Annotated in this window: 15 protein-coding genes; 11 read left to right on the top strand and 4 right to left on the bottom strand. The window is 72.2% G+C overall.

Translation table 11 applies throughout. The features are described from left to right. Positions 1-39: 39 nt before the first annotated feature. The 3 genes from AB7F12_RS13370 to AB7F12_RS13360 all read right to left on the bottom strand — a co-directional run bounded on the left by AB7F12_RS13370 (position 40) and on the right by AB7F12_RS13360 (position 4,424). Positions 40-1,623 (bottom strand): Na+/H+ antiporter, encoded by a 1,584-nt coding sequence (locus AB7F12_RS13370; RefSeq protein ID WP_428500447.1) that lies wholly within the window; start codon positions 1,621-1,623, stop codon positions 40-42. Between the two features lie 123 nt (positions 1,624-1,746). Further along, positions 1,747-3,270: an aldehyde dehydrogenase family protein gene (locus AB7F12_RS13365; protein ID WP_428500448.1), complete on the bottom strand. Its 1,524-nt coding sequence runs from the start codon at positions 3,268-3,270 to the stop codon at positions 1,747-1,749. Beyond that, the gene (locus tag AB7F12_RS13360; RefSeq protein WP_428500449.1) at positions 3,270-4,424 is read right to left on the bottom strand and encodes an LLM class flavin-dependent oxidoreductase; all 1,155 of its coding nucleotides are present in this window, start codon (positions 4,422-4,424) and stop codon (positions 3,270-3,272) included. The genes AB7F12_RS13365 and AB7F12_RS13360 overlap by 1 nt, the downstream gene beginning before the upstream one ends. 296 nt (positions 4,425-4,720) lie before the next feature. On the opposite strand from AB7F12_RS13360, the gene AB7F12_RS13355 reads away from it, so the two are divergent. Next, the gene (locus AB7F12_RS13355; RefSeq protein WP_428516934.1) at positions 4,721-5,683 is read left to right on the top strand and encodes a MarR family winged helix-turn-helix transcriptional regulator; all 963 of its coding nucleotides are present in this window, start codon (positions 4,721-4,723) and stop codon (positions 5,681-5,683) included. 78 nt (positions 5,684-5,761) lie between these two features. On the opposite strand, the gene AB7F12_RS13350 is transcribed toward AB7F12_RS13355, so the two are convergent. Beyond that, complete coding sequence (locus AB7F12_RS13350) at positions 5,762-6,499, bottom strand: class II aldolase/adducin family protein (RefSeq protein WP_428500451.1); 738 nt, start codon at positions 6,497-6,499, stop codon at positions 5,762-5,764. Positions 6,500-6,681: 182 nt separating this feature from the next. Here AB7F12_RS13350 and AB7F12_RS13345 point away from each other — a divergent pair, with 182 nt between their 5' ends. The 10 genes from AB7F12_RS13345 to folP all read left to right on the top strand — a co-directional run bounded on the left by AB7F12_RS13345 (position 6,682) and on the right by folP (position 16,262). Further along, positions 6,682-7,821 carry a cupin domain-containing protein gene (locus AB7F12_RS13345; protein ID WP_428500452.1) on the top strand — a complete coding sequence of 380 codons (1,140 nt, stop codon included), beginning with the start codon at positions 6,682-6,684 and terminating at the stop codon, positions 7,819-7,821. Next, positions 7,818-9,110 carry an FAD-dependent monooxygenase gene (locus AB7F12_RS13340; RefSeq protein ID WP_428500453.1) on the top strand — a complete coding sequence of 431 codons (1,293 nt, stop codon included), beginning with the start codon at positions 7,818-7,820 and terminating at the stop codon, positions 9,108-9,110. The genes AB7F12_RS13345 and AB7F12_RS13340 overlap by 4 nt, the downstream gene beginning before the upstream one ends. 16 nt (positions 9,111-9,126) lie before the next feature. Then, positions 9,127-10,032 (top strand): fumarylacetoacetate hydrolase family protein, encoded by a 906-nt coding sequence (locus AB7F12_RS13335; protein ID WP_428500454.1) that lies wholly within the window; start codon positions 9,127-9,129, stop codon positions 10,030-10,032. After that, positions 10,029-10,718: a nuclear transport factor 2 family protein gene (locus AB7F12_RS13330; protein ID WP_428500455.1), complete on the top strand. Its 690-nt coding sequence runs from the start codon at positions 10,029-10,031 to the stop codon at positions 10,716-10,718. The genes AB7F12_RS13335 and AB7F12_RS13330 overlap by 4 nt, the downstream gene beginning before the upstream one ends. Continuing rightward, positions 10,711-11,235 (top strand): flavin reductase family protein, encoded by a 525-nt coding sequence (locus AB7F12_RS13325; protein ID WP_428500456.1) that lies wholly within the window; start codon positions 10,711-10,713, stop codon positions 11,233-11,235. Before AB7F12_RS13330 ends, AB7F12_RS13325 begins: the two co-directional genes overlap by 8 nt. A gap of 11 nt (positions 11,236-11,246) precedes the next feature. Continuing rightward, positions 11,247-12,611 (top strand): aminomethyl transferase family protein, encoded by a 1,365-nt coding sequence (locus tag AB7F12_RS13320; protein WP_428500457.1) that lies wholly within the window; start codon positions 11,247-11,249, stop codon positions 12,609-12,611. A gap of 130 nt (positions 12,612-12,741) precedes the next feature. Beyond that, positions 12,742-13,620: a formyltetrahydrofolate deformylase gene (purU, locus tag AB7F12_RS13315; RefSeq protein WP_428500468.1), complete on the top strand. Its 879-nt coding sequence runs from the start codon at positions 12,742-12,744 to the stop codon at positions 13,618-13,620. After that, a complete protein-coding gene (gene folD / locus AB7F12_RS13310) occupies positions 13,617-14,498 on the top strand; it encodes a bifunctional methylenetetrahydrofolate dehydrogenase/methenyltetrahydrofolate cyclohydrolase FolD (RefSeq protein ID WP_428500458.1) in 882 nt (293 codons plus the stop codon). Before purU ends, folD begins: the two co-directional genes overlap by 4 nt. Beyond that, positions 14,495-15,352 (top strand): methylenetetrahydrofolate reductase, encoded by an 858-nt coding sequence (locus AB7F12_RS13305; RefSeq protein WP_428500459.1) that lies wholly within the window; start codon positions 14,495-14,497, stop codon positions 15,350-15,352. The genes folD and AB7F12_RS13305 overlap by 4 nt, the downstream gene beginning before the upstream one ends. A gap of 118 nt (positions 15,353-15,470) precedes the next feature. Next, positions 15,471-16,262, top strand: a complete 792-nt coding sequence (gene folP, locus AB7F12_RS13300; protein ID WP_428500469.1) for a dihydropteroate synthase — start codon at positions 15,471-15,473, stop codon at positions 16,260-16,262. The last annotated feature ends 5 nt before the right edge of the window (positions 16,263-16,267 follow it).

Genomic DNA, 16,267 nt, shown 5'->3' with positions numbered 1-16,267 from the left:
GGATCGGGGGGTGGCGGTGGCGGCGGACCGGCCGCCGCCCTACTCGTCGGCGGCCGGGTCGGCCCGGGAGAACCGGACCTCGTCGATGTCGAGCCGGGCCTGGATGCGGCGCAGCACGATGTCGTCGATCCGCTTCTCGTCGCGCAGCTCGAGGAGGGCTTCACGCTTGCGGGCGAGCAGGGCGAGGTGCAGGCTCGCGTACTGGTCGTCGTGGCGGATCATCGGGTCGTCCTCGGCGCCCTCGGCCGCCAGCACCTGGCGCCGCTTCTCGATCTCGGTCCGCACCCGGGCCACGACCCGCTCGTCGATGCCCAGCTCGGCCGCGGTGTCGGGGATGGACCCGATCGCGACGTCGGTGATGAACAGCTCGGCGTAGCGCTGCTCCTCGGCCACGGAGTCGTCGGGTGGGAGCCGGGCGAACCGCACGACCCGCGGTAGCGCCAGCGCCTGGACCAGGCTCAGCACGATCACCCCGGACGTGATCACCACGATGAGGTCCCGGTCGGGGAAGGGCGCGCCGGAGTCCAGGGTCTGCGGCACGGCCAGGACCGCGGCGAGCGAGACCGCGCCGCGGAACCCGGCCACGCCGCTGACCGTGCGCTGGCGCGCCCCGATCCGGCGTTGCCGCTGCGCGGGCCGGCGGTCGAGCACCCGGATGACGTAGGGCGTGGTGTACAGCCACACCCAGCGCACCCCGATCACGACCGCGGTGATCAGCAGGATGTCCAGCAGCGCCCGCAGGAACGACACGCTGGACAGGCCGCGGAACGCGGTGTGGGCCTGCAGCCCGACGAGGACGAACAGCGCGCTGCTGAGCACCGTCGTGGTGACCGTCCAGAACGGCACGGACGTCTGCCGGGTGACCGCGTTGGTGATGCGCGGGGTCACCTGGCTGATGAACAGCCCGCACGCGACGACCGCCAGCACCCCGGACGCGTCGACCGACTCGGCGAGCAGGAACGCCGCGAACGGTGTCACGAGCATCGCGATGTTCTCGAGCATCGGGTCGTGCATGCGCCGCCGCAGCTGCCAGCTCAGCAGGCCCACGAGCGCGCCGGCGAGCAGCCCGCCGCCGTAGGCCAGCACGAGCAGGCCGCTGACGTGCAGCGTGGTCAGGTGTTCCTCACCGATGGTGACGCCGACCGCGAGGCCGTAGATCACCAGCGCCGTGCCGTCGTTGACCAGGCTCTCCGCGCGCAGCACCGTCACCGTCCGGCGGGGCAGTCTGCGGGCCAGGACGCCGACCGCGGTCGCGTCGGTCGGCGCGAGCGCGGCGCCGAGCACCCATGCCGCGCCCCACGCCAGGCCGAGCGCGTGGGCCACGGAAGCCACCGCGGCGGCCGTCGCGAAGACCAGCACGGTGCTGGTGAGCACCACGACCCGCAGGTTGTTGCGGATCTCGCGCAGCGAGGTGGTCAGGCTCTCCCAGTAGAGCAGTACCGGCAGGAACACCAGCAGCACGACCTCGGGAGGCAGCTGCGCCTCGCGCAGGCGCGGCGCGAACCCGATGAGCACCCCGACGAGCACCAGCAGGATCGCGGGCGCGATCGGGTAGCGACGCGCCAGCGCACCGCACACGACCAGGGCGACGCCGAGGACCACCACCATCTCCAGTCCCAGCACGTGCCCATCGTTGCGCCTGGCCCGGCGGCTCCGGCAAGTGGCGTGCGGACCGTCACGGCATCGGTACCGCCGCTCGGCGGCCAGGCGGCGGCCGCGGATCGTCGCGGCCGGCGGGCCCGCGGCTCAGGGAGCGCCGGCCAGGTTGACGTTCACGGACTTGACCTGGGAGTAGCTGAGCAGCTCCTCGAGACCTTCCTCCTTGCCGGTGCCCGAGTTCTTCCATCCACCGTAGGGCACACCGAGGTAGTGAGGCCCGGCCGCATTGATCCACACGAAGCCGGTCTGCAGTGCGCGGGCAACGCGGTGGGCTCGTCGGATGTCGTTGGTGAACACGCTGCCCGTGAGTCCGTAGCGCACGCTGTTCGCCAACGCGACCGCCTCGTCCTCCTCGTGCCAGCGCAGCACCGAGATGACGGGGCCGAAGATCTCCTCGTTCGCCACACGGTGATCCGGCTGCACACCGTCGAGCACGGTCGGCGCGATGAACAGCCCCTCGTCGACGCCGTCCGGGCGGCCGCCGCCGACGGCGACGCGGGCACCTTCGGTCCGGGCGGCCTCGACGTAGCCCAGCACCCGGTCGTACTGGGTGCGGTTGACCATGGTGCCCTGGACGGCCGCGGGGTCCAGCGGCGAGTGGTACGTCCGGTCCCGGAGCAGCCGGACGACCCGTTCGACCACGGCGTCGGCGATGTCCTCGTGCAGCAGCAGCCGCGACGTCGAGCCGCAGGACTGTCCCGACCAGGTGAAGTTCATCCCTTGCACGGCGGCGCGGGCGACCTCGTCGAGGTCGGCGTCCGGGAAGGCGATGAGCGCGTTCTTGCCGCCCAGCTCCAGGGTCACGGTCTTGACCGCCGACTCGGCGGCGGCGCGCTGGATCGCCCTTCCCGCACCTTCGCTGCCGGTGAACCCGATGCGGTACACGTCGGGGTGGCGCACGAGCGCGTCCGGGACCTCGATGCCGTCACCGACGACGACGTTGACCACCCCGGGCGGCAGCACCTCGCGGCAGATCTCGCCGAGCAGCAGCGCGGACAGCGGGGTCGCCTCGGCGGGCTTGAGGACGACCGTGTTGCCCGCGACCAGCGGCGCGGCGATCTTGCTCGCCGCGAACATGATCGGGTGGTTGAACGGGATGATCTTCGCGACGACGCCGTAGGGCTGGAGCTCGGTGTAGTGCAGGCCGGTGCTGGCGGGAACGGTGTAGCCCTTGCTCTCCAGCGCGAGTCCCGCGAAGTAGCGCAGCGCGTCGACCGCCATCTTCACGTCCGCGGACATGACGGCGATGGGGCTGCCGCCGTCGACCGTGTCGAGGAGCGCGAGGTCGTGCCCGCGGGCCTCGACCGCATCGGCCAGCGCACGCACGGCGTCGGCGCGTGCACCGGCGGACCGTGCCGCCCAGGCCGGGAACGCCGCGGCCGCGGCCGCGACCGCCCGGTTCGCGTCGTCCTTCGTGCCGTCGGGCACCGTCGCGACGACCTCGCCGGTGCAGGGGCTGGAGACGTCGAAGGTACGGCCACCCACCGAGCCGACCAGCTCGCCGCCGATGAGCAGCCGCCACTGCCGGTCCAGCAGCTCGGCGACCCGCTTCTCGTTGGCCTCCAACGTGGTCCCCGCGTCGGTGCGCCGGGTCGTGGTGTCCGCCGACATCAACGCACCCCGGCCTGGACCAGGAGCGGGTAGGTCTCTTCCTGGAAGCGCTTCATGTCCTGGACGTAGCGGGGCCAGGACAGCAGCACGCCGTCGAGTCCGCCCTCGTCGGCGAGCGCGATGAGGGTGTCGGCGACCTGCTCCTTGGTGCCGACGACGGGGTAGCCGGCCCAGCCGGCGATGAAGTGGTACTTCATGGCCTGCATCGTCTCGGGGGCGAAGGACTGGGAGTTCATCCCCATGCTGGTGACGAGGTTGTCCACGGCCTCCCAGTCGCCGCGCTGGTTGACGTAGTGGTCGAGGAACTGCTTGGCCTCGGCCTCGGTGTCCTCCTGGACGACGTAGGCGTTGGTCCACACCTTGATCTCGCGGCCGTACTCCTCACGGGCGAGCCGCTTGAAGTCGTCGACCTTCGCGCGCATCGCCTCGGGCGACTGCTGGGCGAGGTCGGAGCTGACGAAGACGACGTCGCAGTTGCGCGCGCCGAAGTGCCGCCCGGCCCCGGATCCACCGGCGTTCATGAGCACCGGGTGCGGCGCCTGGAGGGGCCGCGGGGCGATGGAGGCGTCGGTGACGGTGAAGTACTTGCCGTCGACGCTGATGGGCTCGTCGGAGGTCCACAGCTGCCGGATGATGTCGACCCATTCCTGGGCGACGTCGTACCGTTCGTCGTGGGGAAGCTGCTTGACACCGAACATCTCGATCTCGGGTGCGTGCCAGCCGGTGACGACGTTGAGTGCGAGCCTGCCCGCCGAGATGTGGTCGATGGTCGCGGCCTGCTTCGCCGCGAGCACGGGATGGATCGTGGGCACGTGCGAGGTGACGAACAGCCCGGCCTTCTCGGTGGCGCTGCCCATGCCGGCCGCCCAGGTGAAGCATTCGAAGCCGGCCCCGTTGAAGTTCGTCTCGCCGCCGAAGCCCCGCCAGCGACCGACCGGGACGAGCGCCTCGAAGTCCATCTGGTCGCCCATGGTGGCCAGGGCCAGCGTCTGGTCCCAGGTGGCTTCGAGGACGCCGTCGATCGTGGAGATCGCGCAGCCCCCGCTGAGGTTGGACGAGAAAGTCCCGAGGTGGAGCTTGCGGTCGTTGTGGACCGGGTGGCGCACTGCGGACTGACCGCTGCTGCCCGCCCCGGTGGTGGTTCGTTCGGTCACGGCGTCCTCCTCGACGGCACAGGCCCGTGTGCTCGTTGCTCGACAGATGACTCAGCGCCATCTCATCCTGGCCGCTCGCAATACAACGTGTACGGAGCAATTGGAGACGCTACGACGGTGTTACCAAGATGTCAACGGCATCACAGCTCGATGACAAGCACTGTTCGCGCACGAGATCAGCGGTTCGCCTGTCACACGAAGATCATGCGTACAGCAACGACCACACCCGTCTAGTATGGTTCGTGAGCGGAGGAACACCGACCCGCCGTGTCCACCGAAGGGGAGGACCACACCAGGTGTCAGGACCGTCGGCGAAGAGCCGCCCGGGCGGCGAGGCGACCCCGATGCTCGCGCTGGGTGAGGCCACCGGCCACTTGATCCGGCGCGCCCAGCAGCGTCACTCATCCCTGTGGAGCCAGGAGTTCAACGGCGACCTGACGGGCCCGCAGTACGCGGTGATCAGCGCCATCGGCTCGGACCAGGGACTGGACCAGCGCGCCGTCGGCGAACGCGCCTCGCTGGACAAGTCCAGTACCGCGAACATCGTCGCGCGCCTGGAGGGACAGGGCTGGCTGCGGTTCACCAAGGACCCGGGCGACGGACGCAGGAAGTCGCTGAGCCTGACGCCGCTGGCCCGGACCGCCCTCCCGGAGGTCACCCGTCGCGTGGCACTGGTTCAGCACCGCCTGCTCGACCCGGTGCCGGAAGGGACCGTCGAGGCGTTCGTCGCGGCGCTGCGTGAGGTCGCGTACGCCGGTCACCCGCCGCGTGCCGGGCAGGCCGAGGAACAGGTCCTCGTCCTCGGCCAGACGCCCGGGCACCTGATCCGCAGAGCCCAGCAGATGCACACCGTCGCGTGGAGCGAAGAGGTCGGGCGTGTCATGACCGCGCCCCAGTACGCGGTGCTCAGCGCGCTGTGGGCCCACCCGGAGGGGATCGACCAGGGCACCGGCGCCGAGCTGGCGTCGGTCGACAAGTCGAGCATGGCCGACATCGTGCAGCGGCTGGTCAGGCGCGACTGGATCGCGCGCACCCGGGACCCGTCCGACGCCCGGCGCCGGCTGCTCTGCCTGACCGACACCGTCCGGGCCGAGCTGCTCGACCTGACGCCGGCCGTGCGCCGGGTCCAGGACCGTCTGCTGGCACCACTGGACCCAGCACAGCAGCGGGAGTCCTTCCTCGCCGGGCTGCGGGCGCTGGCCTTCGCCACCGACGTCGAGGTGGCGGCCGGACCTGACGCTCACGCACCGGACGACTGACGCCGGGTCCGACCCACCCCGCCGGATCCCGGATCCCGCCGTCCGGTCCCCGTCGGCCGGCGCCGCCGCCGGCGGCGGTCAGCCGCCGTGGACGTCCGTACCGTGGGCAGCGTCGCCGAACCGGCGGTCGGCCGTGCGGACCAGATAGTCGTAACCCGCGGCCAGCTGCGCCGCGGTCCAGAGGTTTCGCCGCTTGGCGGCGACATCGGCATCCGACGACCAGACGACCGGACCTCCCCCGCCACCGGCCGACAGCTGGATGCGGCAGGCGCGCTCGAGCAGAGCCGCATGCATGACCGCGGTGGCGACATCGGGTCCGACGGTGACCATTCCGTGGCCGGGGATGAGGCAGCCGTTGGCGGTGCCGATGGCGGTGGCGAGCGCGTCGCCGAGGGCCCGGGTGGCGACGAGGTCGCTGGTGCCGGTGAAGCGCACGACGTCGGGCGCCAGGAAAGGCACCGCGTCGTGCGACAGCGGCCTGAGGGGTACACCGAGGGCGGCGAAGGCGACGGTCGCCTCGGCGTGGGTGTGGACGGTCGCACCGACGTCCGGGCGGGCACGCATGAGTGCGGCGTGGATGTGGAACTCGATGTGGCGCGGGCCGTCACCGGCGAGGACCTCGCCGTCGTCCGACAGCAGCACCACGCGTTCGGGGGTGATCTCCTCCAGCCCCCAGCCCGAGGCCTTGGTCCACAGACCCCGGCCCTCCGGGTCGCGGACCGCAGCGTGCCCCCAGACCATGTCGGCCTGGCCCGCGGCGGCGAGCGCGCGGTGGGCGGCTGCGACCTCGTCTGCCGCGGTGGTTCCGTGAGCCACTCGACTCTCCTCGATGACATGTCGACCGTCAGGACATCTTGGAACGTATGCGTAATAACTGTGCTAGTCAACGCCAGGACAGCCATCTGTGCACCTCCTGAGCTTGACCACGCTGCCGTCACGTCGTAGCGTCGGCGCAGTTAGTACGTATACATATGGATTTCCGCCAGATCGGAGTGGAGATGGCGACACAGCGCTTCGGCGCGACCGACCCCGACCTGGACCGGCTCTACCAGCAACTCGCCGACCGGTCCCTGCAACCGCTGTGGGAGCTGTCGGGCCTGCTCACCCCCGAACCCCGGGTGAAGGGCGTGCCCTTCCGGTGGGCGGGGCGGGAGCTGCGCGAGCTGGGCGCTCGCGCGGGCGACCTCGTCCCGGTCGACCGCGGGGGTGACCGCCGCGTCCTCGCCTGCTGCAACCCCGGACTCGACGGTGCGCCGTACGCGGTGTCGACGCTGTGGGCCGCGGTGCAGTACCTGCGCGGGCACGAGGTGGCGCCCGCGCACCGGCACACCCCGGCGGCGCTGCGCTTCGTCGTCGAGGGGAAGGGTGTGTGGACCCTCGTCGACGGTGACCCGCTGCACATGGGCACCAGCGACCTGGTCCTCACCCCGAGCTGGACATTCCACGAGCACCACAACCCGGGCCCCGAGCCGATGATCTGGATGGACGTTCTTGACCTGCCCGTCGTCGCCGCGCTCGACGCCGTGTTCTTCGAGGGAGGCCCCTCGGCGGACGCCGACACCCGGACCACCGCGCGGTCCGCCTCCGAAGGATGGTTCGGGGGCGGACCGGGCCTGGTCCCCGCGGACGGGCCTGCGTTGCCCCCGCACCGGTCTCCCCTGCTGGCGTACCGGTGGGCGGACACCGACCGGGCGCTCGACACGTTGCTCGACACCAGCGGTGGCCGCTGGGCGACCCTTCGCTACACCGACCCCGTGCGGGGCGGCGACGTCATGCCGACGATGCGGTGCGAGATCACCCGCACGCTCGCCGGGGCGTCGACCGACAGCGTCCGTCAGACCGGCGGCCGGGTGCTGTGCGTGCTGCACGGCACCGGCGAGGTCCGCATCGGGACCGAACACTTCGACGTGGCTCCCGGGGACATCCTCGCGGTTCCCTCGTGGACGCCCTGGTCGGTCCACGCCGTCGAGCAGCTGGACCTGTTCAGCACGAGCGACGCCCCGGTCCTCGATGCGCTCGGCCTGATGCGGACCGAGAACCTCACCTCCCGGGAGGCCGGGGCCGGCACCCGCGCCGCCGACGAGTCGCCCGGGCCGCACCTGCACACACCGACGGACCCGGCCGGAGCACCCCGATGAACGAGCACGTCCACGTCCCCGCACTCGTCGTCGGAGGTGGCATCGGCGGGTTGGCGACGGCACTGTCGCTGGCCCGCGCCGGGCAGCCCGTGCACCTGGTCGAGCGCGCCGCGGAGTTCGCCGAGATCGGGGCCGGACTCCAGTTCGGCCCCAACGCCAGCCGCGCGCTCGACGCCCTGGGGGTGCTCGACGACATCCTGCCCCTGGCGGTGCGGCCGCCCAGGGCGGTGATGATGGATGCACTGACCGGCGAACCGCTGACCACCCTGGACCTCGGCTCCTCGTTCACCGACCGCTACGGCTACCCCTATCTGGTGCTGCACCGCCACGACCTGCTCGACATGCTGGTCGAGCACTGTCGGCGGCATCCCCTGATCACCCTGGAGAACCGGCGCGACGTCACCGACGTCGAGCTGCACTCCGATGTCGCGCTGGTCAGGTGCGCCGACGGGACCGTCTACCGGACACCGGCACTCGTCGGGGCCGACGGGTTGAACTCGACGTTGCGCCGCAAGGTGGTCGACGACGAGCTGGTCTGCAGCGGGTACGCGGCCTACCGCGGGACGGTACCCAGCCACCAGGCCGGCCACGCGATCGCGCCGAACGACGTCGTGCTCTGGATCGGCCCGGGCATGCACCTCATGCAGTACCCGGTCCGGCGCGGGGAGCTGTACAACCAGGTTGCCGTCTTCCGGAGCCCGCGCTTCGCGGCCGGCCACACCGCACCGGGCGACTGGGGCGGCCCGGAGGAGCTGGATGCCGCATTCGCGGCCGGTGCGCGGCCGGTGCGCGATGCGGTGGCCAAGATCGGGCGGACCCGCAGGTGGTCGATGTTCGACCGGGCACCCGCGCGGACCTGGATCAACGGCCCCCTCGTCCTGACCGGTGACGCCGCGCACCCGATGCTGCAGTACCTCGGGCAGGGTGCCTGTCAGGCGCTGGAGGACGCCGTCGAGCTGGGGCACCGGTTCCAGCAGCACACCGCCGGCGGCGCGGTCGACGTGGCACGGGCCTACCGCGAGTTCGAGCAGGCCCGGCTGCCGCGCGCGACGCGGTGCCAGACCAGCGCCCGCCCGTGGGGGGAGCTCTGGCACACCGATTCCCCGCTCCTGCTCGCCCTGCGCGACCGGGTGCTGACCCAGCGTGCGGCCGACGACTACCGCGAGCTGGACTGGCTCTACTCGCCGGCGCCGTCGGGGACGGCGGCCCCCGCCCTGAGCATCCAGCCCTCGCAGTCCCCGATGCGTGCGCCCGCCCCTGCGGGCGCGTCGACGCTGCCGAGACCCTGAACGACCTGGAGCACACATGCGTTATCTGTCCTTCCTCGACGCGAGCGGCCGGCAGCGGGTCGGTGCGGTGCAGGCCGGTTCCCTCGACACCGCACGGGACCTGACCGACCTGCTCCCCGGCGGGGACGCCAGCCCGATGCGGCGGCTCATCGCCGCCGGGGCGGACGCCGCCGCCCTGCTCACCGCGGCCCCGGAGGTCGAGGTCGCCACGGTGCTGCCCGTCGTCCCCGATCCCGGCAAGATCGTCGCGGCACCGGTGAACTACCGCGCCCACCAGGCCGAGATGAACGAGGCGAGCCACATCGACTCGCTCGGTGTCTTCCTGAAGGCGCCGACCTCGGTCATCGGCCACGGTGACGTCGTGCGGCTGCCCTACACCGACCGCCGGTTCGACCAGGAGGGCGAGTTCGCCGCGATCATCGGGCGCCGCACCCGCGACGTCGACGAGACCGACGCGCTCGGTGCGGTGTTCGGCTACACGAGCCTGCTGGACATGACGATGCGCGGGGGCGAGGACCGCTCCGTGCGCAAGTCCTTCGACACCTTCACCCCCGTCGGGCCGACGGTCGTCACCCCCGACGAGGTCGCTCCGATCGACGAGCTCGAGCTGCGGCTGTGGGTCGAGGGCGACCTGCGGCAACGGGCGGACCTGCGGGACCTGATCTGGAGCCTGCCGAGGCTGATCGCCTACGTCTCGTCGGTGATGACCCTGCTCCCGGGTGACATCGTCACCACCGGGACCCCCGAGGGTGTCGGCGAGGTCCACGACGGCGACCGCATCGACATGGAGATCAGTGGGCTGGACCGGCTCGGCGTCGGGGTGAGCGACGCGGGGGCGGTCGTCTGTCCCACCCGTGGCGCCCGGAGCGGGCCGGTGCCGCCGCGGGACCTGACACCCGTGACCGAACGCGGCGTGCGATGACCAGCGCCGCCGTCGCGGCGGGTCTGCTCACCGACGGCGGTCGTGCCGTCGGAGTGGCGGCTCCGCCCTCGGTCTCGGAGGCGGTCCGGCACCTGCTGCTCGCCGAGCGGACCGCGAAGGACCTGGGCCACTGGGACGTGATGGCCCGGGCCTATGCCCCTGACGCCTGGGTGCGGGTGTCCTGGTTCGACGGACCCGTGACCGAGTTCGTCGCGGGGGCACGGGCCCGCGCGCAGCGTTCGGCCGTCCGGTCGTTCCACGAGGTGGGCCCGGTGTCGGTGGCCGTCGCCGGGCCGCGGGCCCTCGCCGACGCCTCGTGCGCGGTACACCTGCGGGGCACACTGGACGGTGTCGAGGTCGACGTCGTCAGCCGGGGCCTGCTGTGCTGGCGCGTCGTGCAGGTCGGCTGTGCCTGGCGGATCCGGTCCATGGACATGATCTACTTCCGCGACTCCCTGAGCCCCGTCCACGCCGGCACGACGGTCGCGGCGCCGCGCCCGGGCGGTACCGACCCCGCCACGGGGGCCCGGGCCGACTACCGGTTCCTCCAGCAGCTCCTGGGTGCAGCGGGCCACACCGTGCCGGGCGACCTCCCGGGACTCGATCGGCCCGATCTCGTCGAACGCCTGCTGGTCGGGCACCGTCGATGGTGGTCGGGGACGGACGAGGTGGGTCGCGATGAGTGAGCTCGAGACGGTCGGCGCCGACACCGACGCGGCCCTGCTGCGGCGGGCCTTCGGGTGCTGTCCCAGCGGTGTGGCCGCGGTGTGTGCGCTGGTCGGTGGCGAACCGGTGGGGATGGCGGTCAGCACCTTCACCCCGGTGTCCCTCGCGCCGCCCCTGGTCTCGATCTGCGCCGACCGGGCCTCCACCACCTGGCCCAAGCTCCGGAGCGCCCCGACGGTCGGGGTCAGTGTGCTGGCCGGCACCCACGAGGTGGCGGGCCGGCAGCTGGCCGCCCGCACCGGCGACCGCTTCGCCGGGCTCGAGATCCACCACGGCAGCGGCGGCGCGGTGCACCTGACGGGTGCGGCCGCGCAGCTCGAGTGCAGCCTTCACGACGAGGTGGTTGCCGGCGACCACACGATCGTCGTCCTGCGGGTGACCGCCCTCGCGGCGCACCACGCCACCGAGCCGCTGGTGTTCCACGGCTCGCGTTTCCACCGACTGACGACCTCGCAGGGCGAGGCAAGCGCACGATGAAGGGACATCCCATGCCCGAGAGCCTCGAGGACAAGTTGCAGCGCGCCGGGGACGCGGTGCAGATGCTGCGCAACTCCCCGGCCAACCGGTTCCGGTTCGACTACCCCGACCAGTACACGAACTGGCAGGACGAGCAGGCCGCCTGGACGCGGACGGCCGTCCTGTTCGACCAGTCCCACCACATGACGGACGTGTACTTCACCGGGCCCGACGTCGACAGGCTGTTGACCGAGACGGGCACCAACAGCTTCGCGACGTGGGGTCCGAACAAGGCGAAACACCTCGTCGTGTGCACCGACGAGGGCAAGATGATCGGCACCGCCGTGCTTTTCGGCCTGGACAAGGAGCACGTGAGTGTGGTCGGCCCGACGCCGACCGCCAACTGGCTCACCTATCAGGCGCAGACCCGCGGCTACGACGTCGAGGTCGTGCGCGACGAGCGCACCGCCGACCAGCCCGCCGGCGGGCGACGAAAGCTCTTCCGCTTCGAGATCGAGGGCCCGACGGCGCGGGCCATCCTGGAGAAAGCGCACGGCGGCCCCCTCGACCCGGTCAAGTTCTTCGCCATGACCGACTTCACGCTCGCCGGCCGGCCCGTTCGCGCGTTGTCCCACACCATGGCCGGTGTCCCGGGCGCCGAGTCGATGGGCCTGGAGATCTGGGGGCCGATGGAGGACTACCAGGCCTGCTGGGACGCGCTCCTGGAGGCGGGCGACGAGTTCGGCCTCGTCCGCGGTGGGGCGCTGGCGTACTACACGGGCGGGATCGAGTCCGGCTACGCGGCGCAGCCCACCCCCGCCATCTACTCCGCTCCCGAGCTGCGGGCGTACCGCGAGTGGCTGCCGGCGAACGGCTACGAGGGCAAGCTCAGCATCGGGGGCAGCTTCGCCTCCGACGACGTCGAGGACTACTACGTGTCGCCGTTCGACTTCGGCTACGGCCACCTCGTCCGGTTCGACCACGACTTCATCGGCCGCGAGGCGTTGGAGAAGGCGGCCGAGCGGCCCCGGCGCAAGAAGGTCTGGTTGCGCTGGAACACCGAGGACGTCGCGCGCATCTACGCGTCGAGCCTGTTCGACGGGGACCGGCGGGCGAAGTTCCTCGACACCCCGCTGGGGCGGTACTCGCGGGTACACCTCGACGACGTGCTCGTCGGGGACCGGCGGGTCGGGGTGTCGACGCTGTGCGGCTACACGGTCAACATCGGCTCCTGGATGTCGGTCGGCTTCCTCGACGAGGACGTGGCCACGGACGGGGCCGAGGTGACGCTGGTGTGGGGTGAGGAGAACGGCGGGACACCGAAGCGCAACGTCGAGCGGCACGTCCAGACCACCCTTCGCGCGCAGGTGCACACCGAGCCGCTGGTTGCCCATTGAGCCGGCCGACGGCGTGGGCCCAAGGCGACCCGACGTCCGAAGGAGAACCATCGTGACCACCCGTACCTCCGCCGACGCCCCCGCGGCCGAGAGCACGGCCAGCGCGGCCGCGTTGACGGCAGGTGGGCCCGTGGCGGCCGGCTTCGACGCGTCGACGGGCGCCGCCCGTCTCGTCGTCCAGGGTCCTGACAGGCCCGGCATCGTGTCGGCCGTCTCGACGCTGCTGGCCGAGCACGGCGCGAACATCGTCTCGCTCAAGCAGTACTCGTCCGATGCCGTGGGAGGCCGGTTCTACCAGCGCACGGTCTTCGGGCTGCCCGACCTCGAGGCGGCGCGGGCGGGACTGGAGAAGGACCTGGACGCTGTCCTCGCCGGCGAGCTGGGGCTGTCGTGGACCCTTCACGAGGCGACCCATCGCAAGCGGGTGGCGATCTTCGCGTCGAAGACCGATCACTGCCTGCTCGACCTGCTGTGGCGGCACCGGCGCGACGAACTGCCGATCGAGGTCGCGATGGTCGTCTCGAACCATCCGGACCTCGCCGCCGAGGTGCGCGGGTTCGGCATCGCGTTCCACCACGTGCCGGTCACCGGGGACAAGCGGGCTGCCGAGGACGAGCACCTGCGGTTGTTGGCGGGCAGCGTCGATCTCGTCGTCCTCGCCCGCTACATGCAGATCGTCTCCGACGACTTCCTCCAGCGGGTCGGGGTGCCGGTCATCAACATCCACCATTCGTTCCTGCCCGCGTTCATCGGCGCGGGGCCCTACCAGAAGGCGAAGCAACGCGGGGTGAAACTCATCGGCGCGACCGCGCACTACGTGACGAAGGACCTCGACGAGGGCCCCATCATCGAACAGGACGTGGTCCGGGTCTCGCACAACGACACCGTGCGGGATCTGGTGCAGAAGGGCGCCGACATCGAGCGGCTGGTGCTGTCGCGCGCGGTGCGCTGGCACTGCGAGGACCGGGTGCTGCGCGATGGCAACCGGACGGTGGTGTTCGCGCCGTGACCGCCACCGTCATCGATGGCCGGGAGATCGCGCGGGACGTGCGGAGCCGGGCGGCCGCGGCTGCGGAGAGGTTCCGGCTCGACCACGGCCGGGTGCCCGGCCTGGCCACGGTCCTGGTCGGGGACGACCAGGCCAGCGCGGTCTACATCGCCAACAAGCGCAGGTCGGCCGCGGCGGCGGGGATCGCCGACTTCCACGAACACCTCGACGCGGACGCGTCGGAGGCCGAGGTGGCCGCCGTCCTCGACACCCTCGCGGCGGACGACCGGGTCTCGGGGATCCTGCTGCAGCTGCCGCTGCCGGGCCACCTCGACCAGGCTCGGCTCATCGACCGGATCCCGCCGGCGAAGGATGTCGACGGTCTGACCACCCTGAGCCAGGGCCTGTTGGCCGGCGGGCGGCCCGGGTTGCGGCCGTGCACCCCGTCGGGCGTCATCGAGCTGCTCGATGCCGCGGGTGTGCCGCTCGCCGGTGCGCGCGCGGTCGTCGTCGGCCGTTCGGTACTGGTCGGCCGACCGATGGCGCAGCTGTTGCTGCAGCGGGATGCGACCGTGACGGTCGCGCACTCGCGGACCGCGGACCTCGCCGGTGTCACCGCGCAGGCCGACATCCTGATCGCCGCCGCGGGGGTGCAGGGCATCATCACCGGGCGGCACGTCAGGGCGGGCGCGGCGGTGATCGACGTCGGCATCCACCGCACCGGTTCCGGCCTGGCCGGCGACGTCGACTTCGACGACGTGGTCGGCACGGCGGGATGGATCACCCCGGTCCCCGGTGGCGTCGGCCCGCTGACGATCGCGATGCTGCTGACGAACACCGTCGCGGCGGCGACCGCGGCCGTCGCGGGGTCCGCCGCGCACACCGGGGTGGCCCGGTGACCTCGACCGGAGCCCCCGACACACGCACCGCGCTGCGCGGCGCCCTGACCAGCCTCGGCTACGAGGTGATGCCGTTCGCGAGGACCCACGACGCGGTCCTCCAACACGTGCCCCGGTCCATCCGGCTGACGGTCACCGCCTCCCCCCAGAAGGGTATGGACGCCACCGTGGATCTGGCGGTGCGGCTGGCGGCGGACGGGTACTGCGTGGCACCGCACCTGTCGGCGCGGATGATCGCCGGCCCGGCACAGCTCGACGAGCTGCTCGCCCGGCTCACCGAGAGCGGTATCCGGCGCCTGTTCGTGGTCGGCGGTGACGGAGACCCGTCCGGGACCTTCACCGATGCGCTCGGGCTGCTGCGGGCGATCAGGGGCAGCGGACACGAGTTCCGGGACGTCGGGATCGGCGGTTATCCGGAGGGGCATGCCCTGATCCCACCGGACCGGCTGGAGGCGGCGCTGGTGGAGAAGGCGACGCTCGCCGATCACATCACCACCCAGATCTGTTTCGCCCCGGCGACGCTGCTCGCCTGGTCCCGCAGGCTCGTCGAGCGGGGGGTGACGCTCCCGGTCGTCGTCGGGGTCCCGGGCGCCGTGAGCCGGCAGAAGCTGCTCCGGATCACCGCGAGCATCGGGGTGGGGGACAGTGCTCGCTTCCTGCGCAAGCAGAGCAGCCTGTTCTGGCGCTTCTTCGTGCCCGGCGGGTACAACCCCACCGCCCTGGTTCGCGGCCTCCGCTCCGGCGTGGCCGGGGAGTCGACCGTGAGCGGGTTCCACGTGTTCACGTTCAACGACGTCGAGAACACCGAACGGTGGCGGCGGCGCATGCTCCGCCGCGTCGACGATCTGTCGTGACCCCGTGACGACGCCGGTGGCGGCCCGCGGCGGCGGGCCGGTCCGCACCCTGCGCACCGGCCCCGTGGCGGGGTGCGGGGCCGCGCCCGATTTCCGGAACATCGGCGAATGCCTGGTCATGGGCATCGTGAACGTCACGCCCGACTCCTTCTCCGACGGCGGGGACTGCGTCGGGGTCGACCGGGCGGTTGCCCGGGGCCGGCTGCTCGCCGCGGAGGGCGCGGACCTCGTCGACGTCGGCGGCGAGTCCACACGCCCCGGGGCCGGGCGGGTGCCGGTCGAGGAGGAGCTGGCCCGGGTGCTGCCGGTCGTACGGGAGCTCGCCGCGGGCGGGGTCGGCGTCAGCATCGACACCTCACGGGCCGCTGTCGCCGCGGCAGCGGTGGCGACGGGCGCGGTGGTGATCAACGACGTGACCGGTGGGCTCGGGGATCCGCGGATGGCCGCGCTCGTCGCCGACGTCGATGTGCCCTACGTGGTGACCCACTCGCGCGGGCCCAGCCTCGACATGGACCGTCGCGCGGTCTACTGCGACGTGGTCGAGGACGTCCGGCGGGAGCTGCGGGTGCGGGTCGAGGCATTGACCGGGGCGGGGGTCTCCCCCGCTCGGCTGGTCCTGGATCCCGGCCTCGGGTTCGCCAAGACCGCCGAGCACAACTGGGCCCTGCTGGGCGGGCTGGACCGTCTGGTGGACCTCGGCCTTCCCGTGCTGATCGGGGCCTCGCGCAAGCGTTTCCTGGCCGCACCGGGCCACCCGGACGCGCCGGTGACCTCCCGCGACGACGCGACCGCGGTGGTCTCCGGGCTCGCGGCGGCGGCCGGGGCGGCGTGTGTGCGGGTGCACGACGTGCGTCGCTCGCGGGACGCCACGAGGGTGGCGCGCGCCTGGACGCAGGCCCGGCGGCGCTGACGGAT

The organism is Pseudonocardia sp. (assembly GCF_050250275.1).
GTDB lineage: Bacteria > Actinomycetota > Actinomycetes > Mycobacteriales > Pseudonocardiaceae > Pseudonocardia.
Note: the sequence above shows the minus strand (reverse complement) of the source record. Positions and strands in the feature narration are given on the sequence as shown.

Coding starts and splice junctions, on each gene's coding strand:
- AB7F12_RS13340 (WP_428500453.1), top strand. CDS start 7,818: ATGAACGAGCACGTCCACGTCCCCGCACTCGTCGTCGGAGGTGGCATC.
- AB7F12_RS13330 (WP_428500455.1), top strand. CDS start 10,029: ATGACCAGCGCCGCCGTCGCGGCGGGTCTGCTCACCGACGGCGGTCGT.
- AB7F12_RS13365 (WP_428500448.1), bottom strand. CDS start 3,270: ATGTCGGCGGACACCACGACCCGGCGCACCGACGCGGGGACCACGTTG.
- AB7F12_RS13335 (WP_428500454.1), top strand. CDS start 9,127: ATGCGTTATCTGTCCTTCCTCGACGCGAGCGGCCGGCAGCGGGTCGGT.
- folP (WP_428500469.1), top strand. CDS start 15,471: ATGGGCATCGTGAACGTCACGCCCGACTCCTTCTCCGACGGCGGGGAC.
- AB7F12_RS13320 (WP_428500457.1), top strand. CDS start 11,247: ATGCCCGAGAGCCTCGAGGACAAGTTGCAGCGCGCCGGGGACGCGGTG.
- AB7F12_RS13325 (WP_428500456.1), top strand. CDS start 10,711: ATGAGTGAGCTCGAGACGGTCGGCGCCGACACCGACGCGGCCCTGCTG.
- AB7F12_RS13345 (WP_428500452.1), top strand. CDS start 6,682: ATGGCGACACAGCGCTTCGGCGCGACCGACCCCGACCTGGACCGGCTC.